This window comes from Alcanivorax sp. HI0007 (genome assembly GCF_001635525.1).
Classification (GTDB): Bacteria; Pseudomonadota; Gammaproteobacteria; order Pseudomonadales; family Alcanivoracaceae; genus Alcanivorax.
Genome location: NZ_LWEJ01000084.1, coordinates 34,495 through 55,057 on the forward strand (window position 1 = coordinate 34,495; position 20,563 = coordinate 55,057).

Genomic DNA, 20,563 nt, shown 5'->3' on the forward strand with positions numbered 1-20,563 from the left:
TGATTACACGCTATTACCGCCCTGCATTTGCGTGGTTGCGCCGTGCATGCAAGCATCAGCTTTCCGTTAATTGATCTTCCGGATTCCAATGATAAAAAACATCGCACTGCTGATTCTCGTCATTCTGGTTGGCTATCTGTTGTTCTGGCCGGTATCCATTGACCCTGTTGCCTGGCAAGCCCCCGAAGCGCCAGCACTGGAAGGCCCCTACGCCAGCAACTCCGCCCTGGCAAAAAGCCGCTCTCTGGCAGTGGATGAAGGTGTCGGCCCGGAAGACGTGGCCATTGATGACGACGGCTTTCTCTACGTTGGCTATGTGGACGGGCGCATCGTCCGTTTTGACCCGGATGGCAGCAACCCGGACCTGATAGCCGACACCAAGGGGCGTCCGCTGGGTCTGGATTTCGACCCCCAGGGCAATCTGATCGTGGCCGACGGCTACAAGGGCCTGCTCAGCATCAGCCCCTCCGGCGCCATTGCCGCACTGTCACAACGGGCCAATGGTGTGGATTACCGGTTCACCGACGATGTGGACGCGGACAGCAATGGGGTCATCTACTTTACCGATGCATCCAGCAAATTCGGTCCCGCCCTGCACGCCCGCGACGATATTCTCGAACACGGCGGTCATGGCCGCCTGCTACGTTATGACCCGGCGACAGAGAAAGCCGAAGTCCTGCTGGATGGTCTGCAATTCGCCAACGGCGTGGCACTGTCCCAGGACGAGGACTTTGTCCTGGTCAATGAAACCGGGAGTTACCGGATCGTCCGCTACTGGCTGAAGGGCGACAAAGCCGGCAGCCATGATGTGTTCTTCGACAACCTGCCCGGGATTCCCGACGGCGTCTCCGCCAACGGCAATGGCACCTTCTGGGTGGCCCTGTTCAGCCCGCGCAATGCCATGCTGGACGCCATGTCCGACAAGCCCCTGCTGCGCAAGGTGGCCTTCCGACTGCCATCCTTCCTCCAGCCCCAGCCTGCCCACCACGGCTTCGTGCTGGGCCTGAACGAACAGGGTGACGTCACGCACAACTTGCAGGACACCAGCGCCGACGCCTTCGCCCCCATCACCAGCGTGGAGCAACACGGCAATACCCTGTACCTGGGCAGTCTCACCGCCCCCCGCTTTGCCGCCTATCCACTCCCGGCCAATGACCCCGCCACCGTAACGGAGCAGGACACCCGCAATGTCACAGATTAACGCCGCTTTTATCGGGCTCGGCACCATGGGCTATCCCATGGCCGGCCACCTGGCCGAGGCCGGGCTGTCCGTGACCGTCTACAACCGAACCGCCAGCCGCGCCCGGCAGTGGGCCCGGGATTACCGTGGCCGCACTGCGGATACGCCAGCAGAAGCCGCCGCGGGCGCTGCCATGGTGTTTGTCTGCGTGGGCAATGACGATGATCTGCGCCAGGTCACCCTGGGACCTGACGGCGTACTGAAAACGCTCAGCGAACGCGCCCTGCTGGTGGATCACACCACCGCCAGCGCCGCCGTGGCCCGGGAGCTGGACGCCGCCTGCCGGGATCGCCAGGCAGACTTTATCGATGCACCAGTGTCAGGCGGCCAGCAAGGTGCCGAAAACGGCCAGCTATCGATCATGTGTGGCGGTGACGATGCGGCCTACCAGCGCGCGGTTCCCGTGCTGAACCACTATGCCAAAGCAGTCAATCTGATGGGCCCGGCGGGCAGTGGGCAGCTCACCAAGATGGTCAACCAGATCTGCGTGGCAGGCCTGGTAGAAGCCCTCGCCGAAGGCGTCGCCTTTGCCCGGAATGCCGGACTGGATGCCGGCAAAGTCTTCGAGACCATTCAGCATGGCGCCGCCGGCTCCTGGCAAATGACCCACCGCCACCAGACCATGATCGACGACCAGTACGAACATGGTTTCGCGGTGGACTGGATGCGCAAGGATCTGGATATCTGCCTGGCAGAAGCTGCCCGCAACGGCACCCTCTTGCCGGTGACGGCCCAGGTCAACGATTTCTATCGGGAGATCCAGGCCATGGGTGGCGGGCGCTGGGATACCTCCGCCCTGCTGCGCCGTCTGCAAAAATCCGAGTAGCCCGCCACCGCCGTTGTTGCCTTTTCACCAAGGCAACAACGGAACATTTAATGCCCCTCAATCACGCCGATATTGCGCACCTTTTTCGGGCACAAGCGCAGCAGCATTGCCGCTTGCCAGTTGCTCCGCCACTTTTTGGGGCAAGGCATCCAGCAGCGCTTGGTAGTCATCCATCAGCCGTTTCATGCTGTCGAAGTGCCCCACCAGGTCCGAACCGAGGACAAAACGGTCCGGATAATCCCGGATCAGTTCAACCCATTCCGATGCGGGTTTGTCGTTCTTCAATAAATAGTGATCCTTGACGCTCCAGGAGAGATCCACATAAAAATGTGCATAGCGGCTCAGTAAGGCCCGCAGGATTGGCACCAGGGTCCCCAGGGGCGCCTGTCGCTCTTCCACCCCACCACTGGTACCCGCATGGGCCAGCACAAAGCGGGTCTGCGGGTTAGCGGACAACGCCGCCTCCAGCTCTTCCAGGAAAATCGGCGTCTCTTCCCGCAGCGATGTCAGATTACTGTGCAGCAACACCGGCAGATCGTAGCGGGCCGCCAGCTTGTAAACCCGCATCAGAGCCGGGTGGTTGGCCCTGGGGGTTTCGCCTTCGGTCAACGCCGTCAGCTGATCATGACGAGTCAGGATTTCGCCAATGCCGAACCACAATCCCGGATAGCGCTGTATCAGCGCCTCAATCTGATCCGCGGCATTCATGTCCGTGGGGTTAACGCCGCTGACAAAAGGTTTGAGACGCTTCTGCTGTGACTCAGGCAAGGCAAGAACCGCCTGCGCCACAATGTCATCGGTGGCGCTGTAGTAATACAGCGGCGCTTCATCCCCCAGGTAATAGCGGGGTTTGCGGGGCGCCTCCGCCTGCCACTTCTTCATCACCGGCAAACCGAACAACCAGGCCGTCTCCACCCCGGCCTGATCCATGGCCGCCAGCATGGCCTCGCTGCCCTCACTGTCCTGCATGAAATCCACGTAGTGCAGGTGCGCATCTGTCAGCGTCCTGGCCTGAAGCCCGGGACTGCCCAGCATTATCAGCAATACCCATATCGACAACCCTGTCTTTCCCATCACAATGCCCTGTCTGTCATCTCGCTGTCAGGGACCGGGAAACCCGGCTCAAGTTCTGACCATTCTCATAAACTGCGACCCGGATCTCTCTGCATATCCACATATAGACAATAAATGGAAAAAGGGCCATTATTGAACCATGAGTTAGGTCAGGAGGCGTTATGGAAGCAGCCAGACAACAGACAACGCTGGCAGTGAACGACGGTGCCCGCCATGCAGCACTGCGCGCAGTTCTCAAACTGCTGGAGCACTGGCAGTGCAGCGAGAAGGAAAAGATGGCAATGCTTGGCGTGGGTCGCTCCACCCTGCACAAGTACCAGAGTCAGCCGGACAGTGCCCGGGTGGGCAACGACCTGCTGGAGCGCCTCAGCTACTTGCTGAACATCCATCAGGCACTGCGCACCTTGTTTGGCAACCGGGAAAACGTCTATGGCTTCGTTCGCATGGCCAACCACAACCCGTTCTTCAATGGGGCCACCCCCATGGACATCATGAGCAACGGCCGAGTGGCCAGTCTCTACGAAGTGCATCGTCAACTGGACAGTCTGCGGGGCGGGCAATGGGGGTGAGCGACACAGAGATCCACGCCCTGCCCCGACAAGCCTTCCCATCCCAGGCGGCTTACCGGCTGGTCAACGGCAAATACCCGCCCATTGCCATCTTTGATGATGTGGCGGACCAGGCTGACTTCGATGCGCTCTTTGCCGTGCAGGCCCTGACCAACCCGCGCCTGCAGAACGAAGTGGGCGACCTGAACCGGGTACCCGCCGCAGAGCGTCCCTGGGGCATTCCCGGCTGCAACTATGCCCTGGGCCCCTTTGTCCACGTAAACCCGGCCGGCTCCCGGTTTTCCGATGGTGCCTACGGTGTTTTCTACTGCGCAGACCGCATGGCCACCGCCATTGCCGAAACCCGGTACCATCAGCAACGGTATTTTCAGCGAGTAGAGGGCCTGAAATACGATCGTATTGTCATGCGGGGCCTCAGGGTCCACTTCTCGGCCACCCTGTGCGATATCACCCCGGCCAGCCGCTATCCACAGTGGCATGACCCGGACCACTACCAGGCCCCACAACAGCTCGGCCAGCAGCTTTACCAGCTACACGAAACCGGCCTTCACTACGAATCCGTCCGTGCCCCCGGCAGCCACTGCTACGCCCTGCTCACCCCCCAACCGATCGAAGCCATCACCCCCAGCGCCCACTATGAATACATCTGGGATGGCGAGAAAATTGCCCACACGCTGACCATTCGCCGCTTGAGCTGACCACACCGCCAGGCCTATGCTTTAACAGGCTGTTCAGAGAAGCCTCACGGAGGAGTGCCATGCCGCTGCGTGCCATCTGTCTGGACCTGGCCGGCGTGCTCTACCAGGGCCCGCGTCTGCTACCGGGTGCCCAGGACGCGCTTCAACGCCTGCGCGCCACTGGGCTGCCCCTGCGATTTGTCACCAACACCTCCCAGCGCAACCGCAGTCAGATACTCAATGACCTGGCCAGTCTGAACCTGGCGGTAGACGAGACAGAACTGTTTACCGCCCCGCAAGCAGCCCACGACTACCTGACCCGCCATCAGCTCACGCCCTACTGCCTGTTTCATCCGAACCTGAAAGAGGAATTTTCCGATCTGGAAGGCAAGGCACCCAATGCAGTGCTACTCGGTGATGCCGGCAGAAAATTCAATTATGAGCATCTGGACCAGGCGTTTCGCTTGCTGCAGGACGGCGCACCGCTGATAGCCATCGGCGAGAACCGTTATTACCAGCTGGATGACGGCCTGCATCTGGATGCGGGCCCTTTTGTCAGGGCATTGGAGTATGCCGCCGACTGCCGGGCCATCATCACCGGCAAACCCTCCCCCGCCTTTTTCGAACAGGTGCTGGCCGACCTGGGTACAAGGCCGGAAGACACCCTGATGATCGGAGACGATGTCCATGGAGACGTGGAAGGTGCCCTGAACAGCGGCATGCAGGCCTGCCTGGTGCAAACCGGGAAATACCGGGCCGGCGACGAGAAAACCATCACCGGGGAGTTCCGCCTGGAGGCCGACATCCGCGCCGTCGCCCGAACCGTGACCCGCCTGCTCGAATAAACCGCCCCCCCCTTGTATCACTGCCAGCAGGCCCCGACACTGAGAGTAGTCACAAGCAACAGAGGGCTGGCAGCGATGGAACACTTCCCGCTCAAGGCCGGCGATGCTGTGCTGGCCGTGGATATCCAGAATGATTTTTGTCCCGGTGGCGCTCTGGCCGTCGCCGGTGGTGACCAGGTGGTGCCGGTAATCAATCGCTGGCTGAAAGCCGCCGCCGACGCCAACCTGCCGGCGATCGCCTCCCGCGACTGGCACACCGTGGACCACTGCTCCTTCCAGACCCAGGGCGGCCCCTGGCCGACGCACTGCATACAGGATACCTGGGGTGCCGCCTTTCACCCGAATTTGCACCTGCCCACAGGCACGGTAATTGTGAGTAAGGGCACGGCCTTCGACCGGGATGCCTACTCCGCTTTTGACGGGACGGGTCTGACAGATTGGCTGCGCAAAAAAGGCGTCAAACGTCTCTGGGTTGGCGGTCTGGCAGAAGATGTCTGCGTCTTCCACTCCATCAAGGATGCCTGTGCCGCCGGCTTCCAGGTCCATCTGCTCCGCAACGCCACTCGCCCGGTTTTCCCCGATCAGGAAGCCCCCACCCTCGAAGCCTTGCGTGAAGCCGGCACCCAACTGGAAGATATCGCCTGATATGGATCTTTCTGCTGACAATGATGCGCTGGGCCTGCTGACCGATCTCTACGAACTGACCATGCTGCAGGCCTACTGGCATGAAGGCATGAATGACACCGCAACCTTCAGCCTGTTTTATCGGCAAATGCCGGTGCAACGCAACGTGATCCTGGCCTGCGGGCAGGAGTACGCCGCCCGACGGGTCAGCCAACTGCACTTCCCCTCCCGGCAGGTTAACCGGCTCAAGACGCTGGACCTGTTTCAGGATGACTTTCTGCAGTGGCTGAAGGACTTCCGCTTTAGTGGCCACATCCACTGCCTGCCGGAAGGCACCCCGGTATTTCCCCAGGAACCCCTGCTGGAAATCACCGCCCCGTTGATGGAAGCGCAGCTACTGGAAAGCCTGCTGATGAATTATGTGCACCTGGAGACCGTGCTGGCCTCCAGGGCGGTGCGTATGGTCCTCGCCGCCGATGGCCGGCCGGTGGTGGATTTCGGCATGCGTCGCATGCATGGTAGCGACGCCGCCCTGCGCGGGGTGCGTGCCTATCGCGCCGCCGGCCTGGCCGGCACCAGTAATGTGCTGGGCGGCCTGCAACACGGGCTACCACTCCGCGGCACCATGGCGCACTCCTACATCCAGGCCCATGATAATGAGATGGATGCCTTCCGCGCCTACGCCAGACTGTATCCCGGCACCACCCTATTGGTAGACACCTACGACAGCCGGGCTGGCGTGGAAAAAGTCATTCACCTGGTGCGCAATGAAGGGTTGGATGTGGGCGCCATTCGCCTGGATTCCGGTGACCTTTCGCAGCAAGCAAAAGACGCCCGTCATCAACTGGATGACGCAGGTCTGCAACAGATCCGCATCCTGGTCAGTGGTGGTCTGGATGAATACCGGATTGCCGGCCTGTTAGCGGCTGGCGCGCCCATCGACGGCTTTGGCGTAGGCACCAGCATGGGGGCCTCCAGCGATGCCCCCACCCTGGATCTGGCCTACAAGCTCACCGACTATGCGGGTCGTCCCCGGCTGAAAAACTCTCCCGGCAAGCAGCTACACCCGGGCCGTAAGCAGGTATGGCGACAAACCGATGAGCAGGGACATTATCAGCAGGACCGGATTACCGCCCGGGACGAGCAAAGTGAGGGCGAACCGTTATTACAGCCCGTTATCCAGGAAGGCGAGCCCTGCCGCGAGGCGCCGGATTTGGCGGTTACCCGGGAGAACGTGGCCAGGCATCTGAGAAAGCTACCCGAAGCTCTGCTCAGCCTGAACCCTGCACAATCAGGCTACCCGGTTGCCTTCAGTGAACGACTACAGACCTTGCGGGAAACGGTGCTGCGGGAACTGGAAGGTTAATCGCAGAATTCCGGGGCGTAGGGTGCACTGAGCCTAAGGCGAACTGCACCGATCCGGCGTTTGATGGTGCAATTCGCCTTAGGCTCAGTGCACCCTACACAATCATCGGCGACGGGGCAGATTTACGGTTCTATCATCCATATCGGGCATCCAGCTCCGCCAACTGGCAGCTTGCAACATCCGCAATAACCACAAATAAAAAAGCCCCACTCTTTCGAGCAGGGCTTTTCTATATGGCGTCCCCTAGGGGAGTCGAACCCCTGTTACCGCCGTGAAAGGGCGGTGTCCTGGGCCACTAGACGAAGGGGACGTATTTGGTGGAGCCAGGCGGGATCGAACCGCCGACCTCAACACTGCCAGTGTTGCGCTCTCCCAGCTGAGCTATGGCCCCAAATACATCAATCAAGACAAGGTGCGTCCCGGTTGGTGCGGCGTATTCTACCCAGCACCCCTACTCTGTCAAGCGTAGACCTGTGGTTTTTTTCAGAATGAAGTCCATTTGACTACATCCTGAACAAGCTGCTGAAAAACTGGGCGAAAATCCACAGCCTCTGCCATAGGAGCGTCGCTGGCGGCGCGATAACCCCAGTTTCGAGTTGCGAGAAGACAGTTTCGAAAGACAAACCCCAAATCCCGGGAAAGCCCGATGATTTTCGATTCTCGTCACTCGTTACTCGCAACTGGTCTTATCGCGCCGCCAGCGACTCAGGCCTCAGCCTACCGGCAAATCCCGGTAGGCCTTCTCCAGCTTCTTCATCTGCTTCTTGGACACCCCGCCCAGCACCTCGATGGCGTTACGCAGACGGGCCCGGCTCAGGTCGGCGCCGATGATTTCCATGGAATCCACCACCGAGAAGCTGGCGCTGGTGCCGGCAATGGCGACAAAGGCCGGAAACAGGAAGTCCTTGATCTTCACGTCCAGGGTACCGGCAATGGCCTTGGCATCCGCAAACAGACCGTCACGGTTCCAGTCATTGCGCGCCTCGTAGGCCCACAGCAGGTACTGGAGCCACACTTTCATATCCTCGCCACCGTACTGCTTGTGCTCGAAGCTGGCTTCGCTGATCGCCGGCATGCCGTTGAAACAGAATGCCGCCTTGTCCGCCACGTCCGACAGGGTTTCCACTCGCTGGCGCAAATGGGGAATGATCTTCATGGCGTAGTCGCGGTTGTAGGCCCAATCGAGCAAAGTATCCAGAAACTGCTCATCACTCTGCTCACGCAGCCATTGGCCATTCAGCCAGCTCAGCTTTTCCACATCAAAAACGGGGCCACCCAGGGAGACCCGGTTGATATCGAAAGCGTCCTGCATCTGCGCCAGGGTGAACTTCTCGCTCTCATCCGGCATGGACCAGCCCATCCGGCCCAGGTAATTCACCAGCGCCTCCGGCAGGTAGCCCATACGCTGGTAGAACAGGATGCTGGTGGGGTTCTTGCGCTTGCTGAGCTTGGACTTGTCCGGGTTGCGCAGCAGCGGCATATGGCAAAGTACCGGCATCTCCCAGCCGAAATATTCGTACAGCAACTTGTGCTTGGGCGCGGAGTTCAGCCATTCCTCACCACGGATCACATGGGTGATCTCCATCAGGTGATCATCCACGATATTGGCCAGGTGGTAGGTGGGCATGCCGTCGGACTTGAGCAGGATCTGGGCATCCACCAACGCCCAATCCAGCTCCACGGTACCGCGCAGCATGTCCTGGATTTCGCAGCGGCCATCGGTGGGCACGCGCATGCGAATCACGTAGGGCGCCCCGTCCGCCTCCCGCTTTGCCTGTTCTTCCGCCGGCAGTTCCAGATCCATCGGCTTCAGCGCGCGGTTCTCGCCCTGCTCTTTCAGTGCCGCACGGAGGCTGTCCAGCTCTTCACTGGTGCGATAGCACTTGAAGGCATGGCCTTTCTCGATCAGCGCCTCGGCATACTCCCGATACATATGCTTGCGTTCACTCTGCCGATACGGGCCATGGGGGCCGCCCACATCCGGGCCTTCATCCCAGCTCAGCCCCAGCCATTTGAGCGAATCCAGAATCATCTGCTCGGACTGATCGGTGGAACGGGTCTGGTCCGTATCTTCAATACGCAGAATAAACTGACCACCGTGCTGGTGGGCAAAACAGCGATTGAACAGGGCAATATAGGCGGTGCCTACGTGGGGGTCACCGGTGGGTGACGGCGCTACGCGAGTACGGACGGTCATGCTGACTCCAATAATGCAAACTGGCGCGGATTATACCTGTCAAAACAGGAAGCTTATAGACACGGCCCGGCGGCTTTCTGCTAAGGTTGAACGCGACTCATGCTTTCGCCCGCCGGGCCACCGGCGGGCTTGACCCACTCGACAGGACGTAAAGGAAAAGACCATGCGTATTCCCTTTCAACACTCCCTGCTGGTAGCCATGATTGCCGGTGCCACCCTGCTCCAGGGCTGCTCTGACAATAAAGAGGAAGCAAAAACCGATACCCCGGCTGCGGAAGCACCCGCCATGGACAATGCCGGTGAAAGCGCCAAAGAAAGCAGCAAAGAGAGCGCCCAAGAAAGCACCGAAGAAACGGCAAGCAACAACGGCATAACCCGTAGCGCGGCACCGGAAGGGGCCAGCGCCACCATTCTCAGCCCTGCAGATGGTGCCACCGTGACCAGCCCGGTTACCGTGGAGTTCGGCCTGGAAGGCATGGAGGTGGTACCCGCCGGCACCCAGCAGGAGCATGCCGGCCACCACCACCTGCTGATCGACCTGGATCAGGAGTCCATGCCTGCCATGGACTTCCCGCTGCCGGCCAACGACAACGTGGTGCACTTCGGCAAGGGCCAGACCCAGACCGAACTGGAACTGGAGCCGGGCACACACACCCTGCAATTGCTGCTGGGTGACCACATGCATGTGCCCCATGAACCGCCGGTAATGTCCGAAAAGATCACCATTACGGTGGAGTAAGCATTAAACGCCGGACGTCGGACGCCAGAAGGGCTTGTCTTTCAGCGTCAAACGTCCGGCATCAAGCCTCTGGCATCACCCCATCTGCCGAGGCGCAAACATGATGATCGCCATCCCCGTCAGCGCCACCAGCGACCCGACAATATCCCAGCCCGTGGGACGAATACCGTCCACGCCCCACAACCAGAGAATGGCCACAAAAATATACACGCCGCCGTAGGCCGCATAGACCCGCCCCGCCGCCGTTGGATGCAAAGACAACAGCCAGGCAAAGGCCGCCAGGCTCAGCGCAGCAGGCGCCAACAACCAGGCAGACTTCCCCTCACGCAACCATAGATAAGGCAGGTAGCAGCCCACGATCTCGGCGATCGCCGTGATCAAAAACAGCCCCAGAATTTTCAATTCCGGCAAGACAACCTCCCGATATAGGCTCGGATCAATACCCAGACACTGGCATGCTCAGTACAGCACACGCTGACGGGACAATCACCCATCCCGGGGACCAATCGGTCTGCCAGAAAAGTCAGGCCGACGCGATGCGGTTCTGCCCGCACCATTTTCCTTTCCCTGAGCGCTTTGCGGTGCGCCGGACCGGCGACTTATCGCAGCAGCAAATGCGGCACCGTGGCATGCTTGATCATCTTGCTGGTGGTGCTACCCACAAAGAACTCGCGGATACGGGAATGCCCGTAGGCGCCCATGACCACCATCTCGATATGGTTGTCTTGCTGGTACTGGTGCAAGGAAGGCTCCACGTCCCCTTCCAACTGCGCCACTTCCACCTCGTGACCGGATTGCTCCAGGGTGTCACGGGCCCAGGCCAGATCCTCCCCCAGCTGTTTGTCCTTGCCCACCGCCACCAGGTGACATGGCAGGCCCAGGAACAGCGGACTGGCGGCCAGCATTTTCACCCCTTCACGGCAGGTCGGGCTGCCATCGAAGGCCAGCATCACCTTGCGTGGCTCGGTGAAATCCGAGGGCACCACCAGAATCGGCTTGTGCATGGTACGAATCACTTGCTCCACATGGTCGCCCACCTGCTCTGCCTCACCGGTGTGCTCTTCACCCAGTTTGCCAATCACCAGAATGCGGGTCTGCTCCTGCATGCCGGCCAGAGTTTCTACCAGGCCGCCGTGGCGCTGTCGTTGTTTGGGCTCGCTCACCCCTTTTTCGATGGCTCGGGCAGCAGCGGCTTCCAGCATCAGCTTGCCCTGCTCCAGGGCCAGCTTGTTCCGTTTGGCATCCAGCTCGGAGAGCTCGGTAAGCAGGGCTTCGCGACCGCCCAGCAGCAGGTTGCCGCTAAGATCACTTTCCACCGGATAACGGGAGTGATCCAGCACATGCAGCAGGGTCAAGGGGGCATTCAACCGCTGCACCGCCCACACCGCATAGTCGCACACCCGAGCCGCGGCCGGAGAACCATCAATACAGGCAATAACATCACTCATTGTTTTCTCCTTGGCAGGGGACTAGTGGCCGCCCATGAGTTTTTCGACCGCCTCAGGCTTGTCGTGCACGGCGAATTTATCCACCAGGGTGGCGCTGGCCTCGTTCAGACCGATCAATTCCACCTCGGTCCCTTCACGACGGAATTTGATGATCACCTTGTCCAGCGCTCCGATGGCGGTGATATCCCAGAAGTGGGAACGGTGCACATCAATAGTCACTTTATCCAGTGCTTCCTTGAAATCAAAGGAAGCGATGAACTGATCCGCAGAGGTGAAAAATACCTGCCCCAGGACCTCGTAGCGGCGGTGGCTGCTGTCAGTTTCATCAAGATCCGAGCGCACATAGAACACGCGCCCCACTTTATTGGCATAGAACAGCGCGCTGAGTACCACGCCGATACCCACCCCGATCGCCAGGTTATGGGTTGCCACGGTGGCCGACACCGTAGCCAGCATCACCACGGTGCTGCTCGCCGGATGCTTGGCCATGTTGGTAATGGACTCCCAGCTGAAGGTACCAATGGACACCATGATCATCACCGCCACCAGCGCGGCCATGGGAATCCGGGACACCCATTCACCCAGGAACACCACCAGCACCAGCAGGAAGCAACCGGCAAACAAGGTGGACAGGCGCTTGCGGCCACCGGATTTCACGTTGATCACGGACTGGCCGATCATGGCACACCCGGCCATCCCCCCCAGGAACCCGGAGAAAATGTTGGCCACGCCCTGCCCTTTGCATTCGCGGTTCTTGTCGCTATCGGTATCGGTCAGATCATCCACGATGGTTGCCGTCATCATGGATTCCAGCAGACCTACCACGGCGAGGGCCAGAGAGTACGGCAGAATGATTTTCAGGGTTTCCAGGTTGAGCGGGATATCCGGCAACAGGAATACGGGCAGACTGTCCGGCAGATCACCCTTGTCACCGACGGTGGGCACATCCAGACCCAGATACATGGCAATCCCGGTCATCACGACAATACAGATCAGGGGTGATGGTACTGCGGTGGTCAGCAGCGGCAGCAGGTAAATGATCGCCAGGCCGGCGACCACCATGGCATACACATGCCAGGTTACCCCGACCAGCTCCGGCAACTGCGCCATGAAAATCAGGATAGCCAGGGCATTCACAAAGCCGGTGACCACGGAGCGGGAGACAAAGCGCATGAGATTGCCAAGCTGCAGAAAGCCCGCAACAATCTGCAGCATCCCGGTCAACACCGTCGCCGCCAGTAAATACTGCAGGCCATGGTCTTTGACCAACGTCACCATCACCAGCGCCATGGCCCCGGTCGCCGCCGACACCATCCCCGGGCGGCCACCGACAAACGCAATGACAACGGCGATACAGAAGGAAGCGTACAAGCCTACCTTGGGGTCCACACCGGCAATGATGGAAAAGGCAATCGCCTCGGGAATCAGGGCCAGGGCAACAACGGAACCAGCCAGCAAATCACCACGGATATTGCTGAACCATTCCTGCTGAATAGATCGAAGCATGAAGAACAATCCTGTTTTGCAAATACGACAGACAAGGATGCTGCTCAAGGGCAACAGAACACGGGATGACATGGCGCAGGGCACCATACGGCAAAGCCGGAGACGGGCTGTCTACTAGGGCGGACTCAGCCGGGAGAGGATCATGAACAGTCTCGAGTGGTTCGGAAAGGCGCGGAGTCTAGCAGAGCCGGCAGGCCTTGGACAGGCAACGCCGCCGCCCGCCCTACGCCGCAGCGCCGCAACATGCGACAATAGTCGACCCAATACCCGTGTTATCGCCTAGCATGAATGATTCCTTGATCCAAACAGCCCCGTCGCTTCAGCCTGATCGGCGCCTGTCCGTCGCCCCGATGATGGACTGGACCACCCGCGACTACCGGTTTCTGGCCCGGCTGATTACCCGCCACACCCTGCTCTACACCGAAATGGTGGTGGCCCAGGCGATTCTGCGCGGGGACCGTGAGCGGTTTCTGGCATTCAATGACGAAGAGCACCCGGTGGCGCTTCAACTGGGCGGCAGCGAACCGCAGGATCTGGCGGAAGCCGCACGAATTGCCGAACAATACGGTTACGACGAGATCAACCTCAATGTGGGCTGCCCGTCGGACCGGGTGCAGCAGGGCAAGATCGGCGCCATTCTGATGGCCGAGCCGGAACTGGTGGGCCAGTGCGTGGAGGCCATGCAGGCTGCTGTCAGCGTCCCCGTGACCGTAAAGACCCGCATCGGCATCGATGACCAGGATGATTACGACTTTCTCTACCGCTTTGTCTCCCGTATGGAACAGGCCGGCTGCACCAGCCTCACCATCCATGCCCGCAAGGCCATCCTTTCCGGGCTGTCGCCGAAAGAAAACCGGGAAATTCCGCCGCTAATCTATCAGCGGGCCTACGCCATCAAGCAGGCGTTCCCCCGGATGGAGGTCATTCTCAACGGTGGCGTGAAGACACTGGAGGAAGTGCATGCCCACATGGGTGACGTGGATGGCGTGATGATTGGTCGCGAGGCTTACCAGAATCCCTATTTCCTGGCCGATGCAGATCGCATCGTGTTTGCCGACGATCACCCCGTGCCCAGCCGCCGGGACATCGCCGAGCAATTTCTCCCCTATGTAGAACGTCGCTACGCGCTGGGTCATGCCCCCAAACATTCCCTGCGTCATATCCTCAACCTGTTCCAGGGCGAACCCGGCGCCCGCCGTTTTCGCCGTCACCTGAGCGAAAACATGCACAAGCCCGGCACCACCCCGCAAGTGCTCATGGACGCTTTGGCGCAACTGCCTTAGGCTGTAATGAGCCCGCAATTCTTAGCAAGAATCGTGGTTGAGTTACAAGTTGAAAGTTCAAAGTTGAAAAGCGCGTGAAAGCCCATCCGTAAGGGAAATGTCCTGCCCGCGCTCACTCCCCAGGTAAAGCGCGGCCAACATCGTAGTCGGTTGGTACGATCCGTCGCCGCGTTTCAACTTTGAACTTTCAACTTGCAACTCTCTTCACCCACATCGGGACATGATTACTGCACGCTAACACCATACTGTCATGGCAACGCCTTAACGTGCCCCACCATGACACTGAAAGGAACGGATACCGTGAACAAACGCGAACAGCTAGCCCAATGGACCTCTCTGGTGGCCGATACCGGTGATCTGGACACGATCGCCGAACTGGCACCGGAAGATGCCACCACCAACCCCTCCCTGCTGCTGGCAGCGGCCCGAGACGAACGTTACCGGCCATTGCTGCAACAGGCAGCCGATCTGTGTCGCACCCTGGGCCATGGCGGGGAGATGGACTGGCTGACCGACTGCTATGCCTGCCTGGCAGGCCAGGCCATCCTGGAGCGGATTCCCGGCCGTGTTTCCAGTGAGGTGGATGCGCGCTTGTCCTTTGATACCCGCGCCACGGTGGAAAAGGCCCGTCGTCTGATGGCCATCTACCGGGAGCTGGACGTGGACCCATCCCGCATCCTGATCAAGACCGCCGCCACCTGGGAAGGCATCCGCGCCGTGGAAGTCCTCGAGGAGGAAGGCACCCGCTGTAATGTGACGCTGGTCTTCAACCAGGCTCAGGGCCTGGCTGCGGCGGAAGCCGGCGCTACCCTGATCTCCCCCTTCGTGGGCCGTATCTTCGACTGGCACCGTAAACAGGGCATGGAGATTGCCACCCCGGATGACGACCCGGGAGTCCAGTCCGTGCGCCAGATCTATCGCACCTTCAAGGCCCGGGGTCTGGAAACCATCGTCATGGGCGCCAGCTTCCGCAATGCCGGCCAGATCGAAGCCCTGGCCGGTTGCGACAAGCTCACCATCAGCCCGGCCCTGCTCAGGGAACTGGCTGCCGATACCGGGAGTCTGACCCGGGTACTGGATGCGGAACTGGTGGCCCCGGAGGACGACTGGCAGGCCGTTACCGAGGCCGCGTTCCGCTGGCAACTCAATGACGATGCCATGGCCAGCGACCTGCTTGCCGATGGCATCCGCCGCTTCGCCAACGACCAGTTGGCGCTGGAAGCGCTATTGCAGGAGGAAGGTGTAATTTGAATTGGCTTAACCGACTCTTTCGCCCCGACCAGCCCCAGCAACAGACAAATGAGCACGACCTGCACCGGGCGGCTGCCGCCCTGCTTCTGGAAGTGGCCCGTACTGACGGCACCGTGGCACCGGAAGAATCACAACGTCTGATTCAGGCAGTAAAGACGCACTGGCATCTGGACCCCCAGGAAATGGATGACATCCTCAGCGAACTGGAAACCCGTGTGGACCAGGCCACTGACCTGTTCGAATTCACCCGTCCCCTCCGAGACCACTGGGGACCGGAGCCCAGGGTCACACTGATTGAGGAAATGTGGGCCATGGCCGCCGCTGACGGCCATGTGGATGTCCACGAAGAACACCTGATCCGACGGGTCAGTGACCTGCTGTATGTGTCCCACGGGGACTATATAAGAGCAAAGATGAAGGCGGTTAATAATTAATAGTTAATAATGAATAACTAATAACTCGCGACTCAGCTTTATCTTTTTTAAACGCAAGAGGCCGCGCCCAACCTATGGGCACGGCCTCTTGCGTTTGAACCAATATCGCTGCTGCTCGCGCAACTATTAATTATTCATTATTAACTATTAATTGCCTTCACCACCCCTCGTCCTCCAGCTCCGAATCCCGCTGCTCTATGTCCGGGAAACGCAGGGACGGTGCATCACCGGATTCGAAGCGGCGACGTTGCAGGTAAGCATTGCGCAGGAAGGTGTAGCGGTCGCCGACGATATTGCGCTCCAGATCTAGCAGGTCGGCGCGCAAGTCCACCACGTACAACGCCGTGACGCTGTAGCGGGTCAGGTCATGCTGGATGTAGTGCCTGGGGCGCATGTAGTCCTCCGGGAAAATCGCTGCCGCATCGCGGACAGTGGATGGCCCCCAGAACGGGAGCACCAGATAGTTGCCCTCCGGGATCCCCCAGCGGGCAAAGGTCAGTCCCAGATCGGTATTGTGCTTTTCCAGGTCCACCTTGCTGGCCACATCAAACAAGCCGGCGATACCCAGAGTGCTGTTGACCGCGAAACGACCAAAGTTGTGACCGGCATGCCCCCAGCGCCACTGCAGCACACTGTTGAGACTGCTGCGAAAATCCCGCAGGTTCTCAAAAAAGCGGGTTACCGTGTCATCGAACCAGCCCGGCGTCGCCTTGCGATAGCCCTTGGCCGCAGGCTTGAGGGCATACTTGTCGAGTGCTTCGTTGAAGGCAAAGATCTTGCGGTTGATGTCTTCCCAGGGGTCGTCATCCTTGGCCTGACTGCTCTGGGGCGCATCAAACGCAGTGGACGCGTCTCCCCAGTCTTCCTCTTCCGCCATCACGGTACAGGAAATGCTCAGCAATATGGTCAGCAGTAAATAACGCACGGTCACCCCGGTATGTCGTCGACGCTGCATTATAGCCAGCCCGTCGCATGCCCGAACAGGGCCACGAACCGAACGGTCCGGCTTCCTGGCGGATTTTACAGCGAGAGCGGGTGAACAGATCGGACCCACAGCCTGAAGCGGCATCAGCAGCTCTTCAGACTGGCACCGACCAGGATGTCCCGCTGGTGCATTTGCAGCAGGATATCCCGGGCAAACTCGGCCAGTTTCTCCACATCCGCAAATTGCAGTTCTTCCGCCAATTGGCCAACCACCTGAAAACCGGTGCTGTTCGGGTTCTCCTCGATCAATTGCAACAACCGGGCGGTAGGTGCATTGATTTCCATAAAGCGAACCTGATCATCACGATCCCGGTAGACCAGCAGCCAGAGCGGCTGTGGCAATGGGGTCTGCGGCTGAAAGTCCACGCAAATTTCGTGGACCGGGTACTGATAGCTGAGCACCACATGCAAGGGGCTTAGCTGGGGGATGGCACGAAGCAGGTCCCCCTCGGGATGAAATCCGGTTTTGGGAAAGACCTCGGTGGACGCATCCAGCACCAACTCCATCCATTCGTAATGTGCCAGCTCCAGCAGGAAAGGCGGATCTCCCTCTTCCCTGCCCTGACCGGATGCCAGAAAGCTGACAAATTCCTGGGGAATTTCGAGAAAATACGGTGTCTGACAGGCGTGCTGGTCAAAGAAGGCCCGCACTAACCGATGCCAGCGTTCCGCATCCAGCAGGGAATGCAGCACCGGGAAGCCCTGGCTGATAAACCCGTTAACGTTGTTGAAAAACAGGTTGCGGTAAATCGCCAGGCGGCGCTCTTCAATTCCGTCTGGCGCAGAGTGCGTCTGCGGGTTACGCAAGTGCGCCGCAAAGCGACGTTGCAGGGCCTGGAAATCTGTCTGACTCATCCCAGCTTCCGAGTCGCTGAATACGGTTGATGCTGATATTTGCGGATCTGCCCGAGCTCCCCAAACAGCACATCGTTACCGGGAAAGTTGAAGTCCCGCTCCAGCAAGGTGGGTAGTACACCAAATTCCTGATAGGCGTGCTCAAGCAGTTGCCAGACCGGATCAATGACCGCGCTGCCGTGGGTATCCACTTTCAGATCTTCCGCTTCATCAAAGTGACCGGCGATATGCAGGTAGCAAATACGCTCGCCGGGCAAGGCACTGATAAATTCACGGGGATCATAGCCATGATTGATGCTGTTCACGTAGGCGTTGTTCACATCCAGCAACAGCTGGCAATCTGCTTCTTCCAGCACCGCATTAACGAAGTCGATTTCCGACATTTCGGAACCGGGCGCAGCATAGTAGCTGACGTGTTCGATACCGATGGGTTGTTCGAGAAAATCCTGCACCTGCCGGACCCGGTCTGCCACGTAGTGAACGGCCTCTTCGGTAAAGGGAATCGGCATCAAATCGTAAAGGTGACCGTGGTCACTGCAATAACTCAAGTGCTCGGTATAACGACGAATGTTGTGTTCCTTGAGGAACCCTTTCACCGCTTTCAGCAATTCAAAATCCAGCGGCTCAGGCCCACCCAATGACAGGCTCAAACCGTGGGTAACAAAGGGGAAACGTTCGGTGAAAGCACGGAAATCCTTCGCCAGACGCCCACCCATGGGGATCCAGTTCTCCGGTGCGACTTCCATAAAATCGAAAGGGGCACTTTCCGGGGAATCCAGGGTCGGGGAAAGCGGGCCCATGAGGGCCCGCCGAAGACCCAGGCCCACTCCGGACACTGGTGTCTCAGGTTTCATACGTTGGCTCCTGCCTGTTAGGCATCACCACCGCACTTGCCTTCACCACATTTACCTTCACCTTTTTTGTCATCGGCGCCGCATGTGCCTTCACCGCTTTTCTCACCACAGCTGCCTTCGCCTTTCTTGTCACCGCACTTGCCTTCGCCACACTTGCCTTCAGCGTGGTCACCAGCCAGTTGGTAACCGGCTTGCAGGTCGGAAGCGGCAAAGGGGTTTTCAGCAGCAGTAGCAACCGGCACGGAAAGCGCGGAAGCAACAAAAGCGGCACCAACAGTGGCGGCCAGGGGGTTCAGTTTGCTCAACTTAGCCATGTTCAGTCTCCATCCATCATTATTGAGGGTATCCGAAACCGCACTCTGCGGCTCAGGCAAACCACGTTTGTTTGCGTAGCGCCTGTCTCAGACAATATAGAGATGAAGCCGTGAGGTAAACGTTACAGGCAGCATGAAAAAAGGCCGCAAAATGCGGCCTTCGTGAAGCAAACGTGAAACCCGGACGCAGTTACTTGATTCGGTTCACAATCACGCTACCGATGGAGTAACCGGCCCCAAAGGAACAGATCACGCCTTTGGTATCCACCGGCAGATCCGCGTTGTACTTATGGAAGGCAATGATGGAACCGGCGGAACTGGTGTTGGCATAGTCATCCAGAATCACCGGGGCTTCCTCACGGGAAGCCGGGCGTCCCAGGACCCGTTTGGAAATCAGTTCATTCATGCTCAGGTTGGCCTGGTGCAGCCACATCCGGCTGAGGGCCTCCACCGGCACCCCGGTATCAGACAGATGCGAGGCAATCTGCTCGGCCACCATGGGGCAGACTTCCTTGAAAACGCGGCGCCCTTCCTGGCGGAACAGCTTGTCGCGAGCGCCAATGCCGCTTTCATCCGCACGGTTCAGAAAACCGAAATTGTTGCGGATATTATTGGAAAACTTGGTCTGCAACCGGGTGCCCAGCACTTCCCACTGGTTGTCGGAGGTGGCGTCTTCCTTGCGCTCCAGAATCACCGCGGTGGCCACGTCACCAAAAATGAAATGGCAGTCGCGATCTTCCCAGGCCAGGTGACCGGAACAGATTTCCGGATTGACCATCAGCACCCGACGGGCGCTGCCATTACGGATGGCATCCACACCGGCCTGAATCCCGAAGGTGGCGCTGGAACAGGCCACATTCATGTCATAGCCCCAGCCGTGCTCCATGCCCAGGGCCGCCTGGACTTCCACGGCCATGGCCGGATACGGGCGCTGCATGTTGGAACAGGCCACCAGGACAGCATCCAGATCGTCCGCGGTCAGGTTGGCATGTTCCAGGGCCTGCCTGGCCGCTTTGACAGCAATTTCCGCCTGAATGGATACCTCATCGTCAGATCGCTCGGCGATGCGGGGAGCCATCCGGTCCGGATCAAGAATCCCGCTCTTGTCGATGACAAAGCGCTGCTTGATACCGGAGGCCTTTTCGATAAAGGCGCTGTCTGAAGGACCCAGGGCATCCACTTCGCCGGCCTCGATGGCCTCGGCGTTACGCGCATTGAACCGCTTCACATACTCGTTGAAGGATTCCACCAATTCATCGTTGGTGATGGTCTGCTCCGGGGTCCACAGGCCGGTGCCACTGATTACTACAGAATAGCTCACAAGCGAGTCCTCGCACTCGAACGGGGTAAAGGGCCCCGTTCCACAAATGGGATAATGGGTCGATTATCCGGATTCGGAGTGGCCAGCGCAAAGGGCGTGGGTGGATAGTTGTTATGCTTGTTACGGAGTCAATGCAGGAGCGCCGCTTGAGGCACG

Annotated in this window: 21 protein-coding genes and 2 tRNA genes; 11 read left to right on the top strand and 12 right to left on the bottom strand. The window is 59.3% G+C overall.

Going from position 1 to position 20,563, the window contains the following annotated elements:
* The first annotated feature begins 88 nt into the window (after positions 1 to 88).
* The gene (locus A3714_RS04170; RefSeq protein WP_063509460.1) at positions 89 to 1,201 is read left to right on the top strand and encodes an SMP-30/gluconolactonase/LRE family protein; all 1,113 of its coding nucleotides are present in this window, start codon (positions 89 to 91) and stop codon (positions 1,199 to 1,201) included.
* Positions 1,188 to 2,066 (top strand): NAD(P)-dependent oxidoreductase, encoded by an 879-nt coding sequence (locus A3714_RS04175; RefSeq protein WP_063509459.1) that lies wholly within the window; start codon positions 1,188 to 1,190, stop codon positions 2,064 to 2,066. Before A3714_RS04170 ends, A3714_RS04175 begins: the two co-directional genes overlap by 14 nt.
* Before the next feature lie 57 nt (positions 2,067 to 2,123).
* Here A3714_RS04175 and A3714_RS04180 read toward each other — a convergent pair whose 3' ends face one another.
* Complete coding sequence (locus tag A3714_RS04180) at positions 2,124 to 3,140, bottom strand: amidohydrolase family protein (protein WP_156493033.1); 1,017 nt, start codon at positions 3,138 to 3,140, stop codon at positions 2,124 to 2,126.
* A gap of 161 nt (positions 3,141 to 3,301) precedes the next feature.
* On the opposite strand from A3714_RS04180, the gene A3714_RS04185 reads away from it, so the two are divergent.
* From A3714_RS04185 to A3714_RS04205, 5 genes are all read left to right on the top strand, one after another.
* Positions 3,302 to 3,709 (top strand): MbcA/ParS/Xre antitoxin family protein, encoded by a 408-nt coding sequence (locus tag A3714_RS04185; protein ID WP_063509457.1) that lies wholly within the window; start codon positions 3,302 to 3,304, stop codon positions 3,707 to 3,709.
* A complete protein-coding gene (locus tag A3714_RS04190; RefSeq protein WP_063509456.1) occupies positions 3,700 to 4,407 on the top strand; it encodes an RES family NAD+ phosphorylase in 708 nt (235 codons plus the stop codon). The genes A3714_RS04185 and A3714_RS04190 overlap by 10 nt, the downstream gene beginning before the upstream one ends.
* A gap of 59 nt (positions 4,408 to 4,466) precedes the next feature.
* Positions 4,467 to 5,231, top strand: a complete 765-nt coding sequence (locus A3714_RS04195) for a TIGR01458 family HAD-type hydrolase (RefSeq protein ID WP_063509060.1) — start codon at positions 4,467 to 4,469, stop codon at positions 5,229 to 5,231.
* Positions 5,232 to 5,306: 75 nt separating this feature from the next.
* A complete protein-coding gene (locus tag A3714_RS04200) occupies positions 5,307 to 5,876 on the top strand; it encodes an isochorismatase family protein (RefSeq protein WP_063509059.1) in 570 nt (189 codons plus the stop codon).
* 1 nt (position 5,877) lies between these two features.
* Positions 5,878 to 7,221 carry a nicotinate phosphoribosyltransferase gene (locus A3714_RS04205; RefSeq protein ID WP_063509058.1) on the top strand — a complete coding sequence of 448 codons (1,344 nt, stop codon included), beginning with the start codon at positions 5,878 to 5,880 and terminating at the stop codon, positions 7,219 to 7,221.
* Positions 7,222 to 7,455: 234 nt separating this feature from the next.
* On the opposite strand, the gene A3714_RS04210 is transcribed toward A3714_RS04205, so the two are convergent.
* The 3 genes from A3714_RS04210 to gltX all read right to left on the bottom strand — a co-directional run bounded on the left by A3714_RS04210 (position 7,456) and on the right by gltX (position 9,418).
* Positions 7,456 to 7,531 (bottom strand) — tRNA-Glu (locus A3714_RS04210).
* A gap of 5 nt (positions 7,532 to 7,536) precedes the next feature.
* Positions 7,537 to 7,612 (bottom strand) — tRNA-Ala (locus tag A3714_RS04215).
* Positions 7,613 to 7,933: 321 nt separating this feature from the next.
* On the bottom strand, positions 7,934 to 9,418 hold the full coding sequence (gene gltX / locus A3714_RS04220) for a glutamate--tRNA ligase (RefSeq protein ID WP_063525826.1): 1,485 nt from the start codon (positions 9,416 to 9,418) through the stop codon (positions 7,934 to 7,936).
* Between the two features lie 163 nt (positions 9,419 to 9,581).
* On the opposite strand from gltX, the gene A3714_RS04225 reads away from it, so the two are divergent.
* On the top strand, positions 9,582 to 10,157 hold the full coding sequence (locus A3714_RS04225) for a DUF4399 domain-containing protein (protein ID WP_063508583.1): 576 nt from the start codon (positions 9,582 to 9,584) through the stop codon (positions 10,155 to 10,157).
* Positions 10,158 to 10,232: 75 nt separating this feature from the next.
* Here A3714_RS04225 and A3714_RS04230 read toward each other — a convergent pair whose 3' ends face one another.
* From A3714_RS04230 to A3714_RS04240, 3 genes are all read right to left on the bottom strand, one after another.
* Positions 10,233 to 10,568, bottom strand: a complete 336-nt coding sequence (locus A3714_RS04230) for a YnfA family protein (RefSeq protein ID WP_063508584.1) — start codon at positions 10,566 to 10,568, stop codon at positions 10,233 to 10,235.
* Positions 10,569 to 10,756: 188 nt separating this feature from the next.
* The gene (locus tag A3714_RS04235) at positions 10,757 to 11,605 is read right to left on the bottom strand and encodes a universal stress protein (RefSeq protein ID WP_063508585.1); all 849 of its coding nucleotides are present in this window, start codon (positions 11,603 to 11,605) and stop codon (positions 10,757 to 10,759) included.
* A 21-nt stretch (positions 11,606 to 11,626) separates the two neighbouring features.
* The gene (locus A3714_RS04240) at positions 11,627 to 13,111 is read right to left on the bottom strand and encodes a SulP family inorganic anion transporter (protein ID WP_063508586.1); all 1,485 of its coding nucleotides are present in this window, start codon (positions 13,109 to 13,111) and stop codon (positions 11,627 to 11,629) included.
* A 284-nt stretch (positions 13,112 to 13,395) separates the two neighbouring features.
* On the opposite strand from A3714_RS04240, the gene dusA reads away from it, so the two are divergent.
* From dusA to A3714_RS04255, 3 genes are all read left to right on the top strand, one after another.
* Positions 13,396 to 14,394, top strand: coding sequence for a tRNA dihydrouridine(20/20a) synthase DusA (gene dusA / locus A3714_RS04245; RefSeq protein WP_082844660.1), 999 nt, complete (start codon positions 13,396 to 13,398; stop codon positions 14,392 to 14,394).
* Positions 14,395 to 14,670: 276 nt separating this feature from the next.
* Positions 14,671 to 15,645 (top strand): transaldolase, encoded by a 975-nt coding sequence (locus A3714_RS04250; RefSeq protein ID WP_063508588.1) that lies wholly within the window; start codon positions 14,671 to 14,673, stop codon positions 15,643 to 15,645.
* Positions 15,642 to 16,079, top strand: a complete 438-nt coding sequence (locus A3714_RS04255; RefSeq protein WP_063508589.1) for a TerB family tellurite resistance protein — start codon at positions 15,642 to 15,644, stop codon at positions 16,077 to 16,079. Before A3714_RS04250 ends, A3714_RS04255 begins: the two co-directional genes overlap by 4 nt.
* A 157-nt stretch (positions 16,080 to 16,236) precedes the next feature.
* Here A3714_RS04255 and A3714_RS04260 read toward each other — a convergent pair whose 3' ends face one another.
* From A3714_RS04260 to A3714_RS04280, 5 genes are all read right to left on the bottom strand, one after another.
* On the bottom strand, positions 16,237 to 17,034 hold the full coding sequence (locus tag A3714_RS04260) for a VacJ family lipoprotein (protein ID WP_063508590.1): 798 nt from the start codon (positions 17,032 to 17,034) through the stop codon (positions 16,237 to 16,239).
* A gap of 113 nt (positions 17,035 to 17,147) precedes the next feature.
* Positions 17,148 to 17,918, bottom strand: a complete 771-nt coding sequence (locus A3714_RS04265; protein WP_062816207.1) for a DUF2063 domain-containing protein — start codon at positions 17,916 to 17,918, stop codon at positions 17,148 to 17,150.
* Entirely contained in the window at positions 17,915 to 18,772 is an 858-nt protein-coding gene (locus A3714_RS04270) for a DUF692 domain-containing protein (RefSeq protein ID WP_063508591.1), read from the bottom strand. The genes A3714_RS04265 and A3714_RS04270 overlap by 4 nt, the downstream gene beginning before the upstream one ends.
* A 17-nt stretch (positions 18,773 to 18,789) precedes the next feature.
* On the bottom strand, positions 18,790 to 19,086 hold the full coding sequence (locus A3714_RS04275) for a hypothetical protein (protein WP_063508592.1): 297 nt from the start codon (positions 19,084 to 19,086) through the stop codon (positions 18,790 to 18,792).
* 190 nt (positions 19,087 to 19,276) lie between these two features.
* On the bottom strand, positions 19,277 to 20,407 hold the full coding sequence (locus A3714_RS04280) for a beta-ketoacyl-ACP synthase III (RefSeq protein WP_062816210.1): 1,131 nt from the start codon (positions 20,405 to 20,407) through the stop codon (positions 19,277 to 19,279).
* Between the last annotated feature and the right edge of the window lie 156 nt (positions 20,408 to 20,563).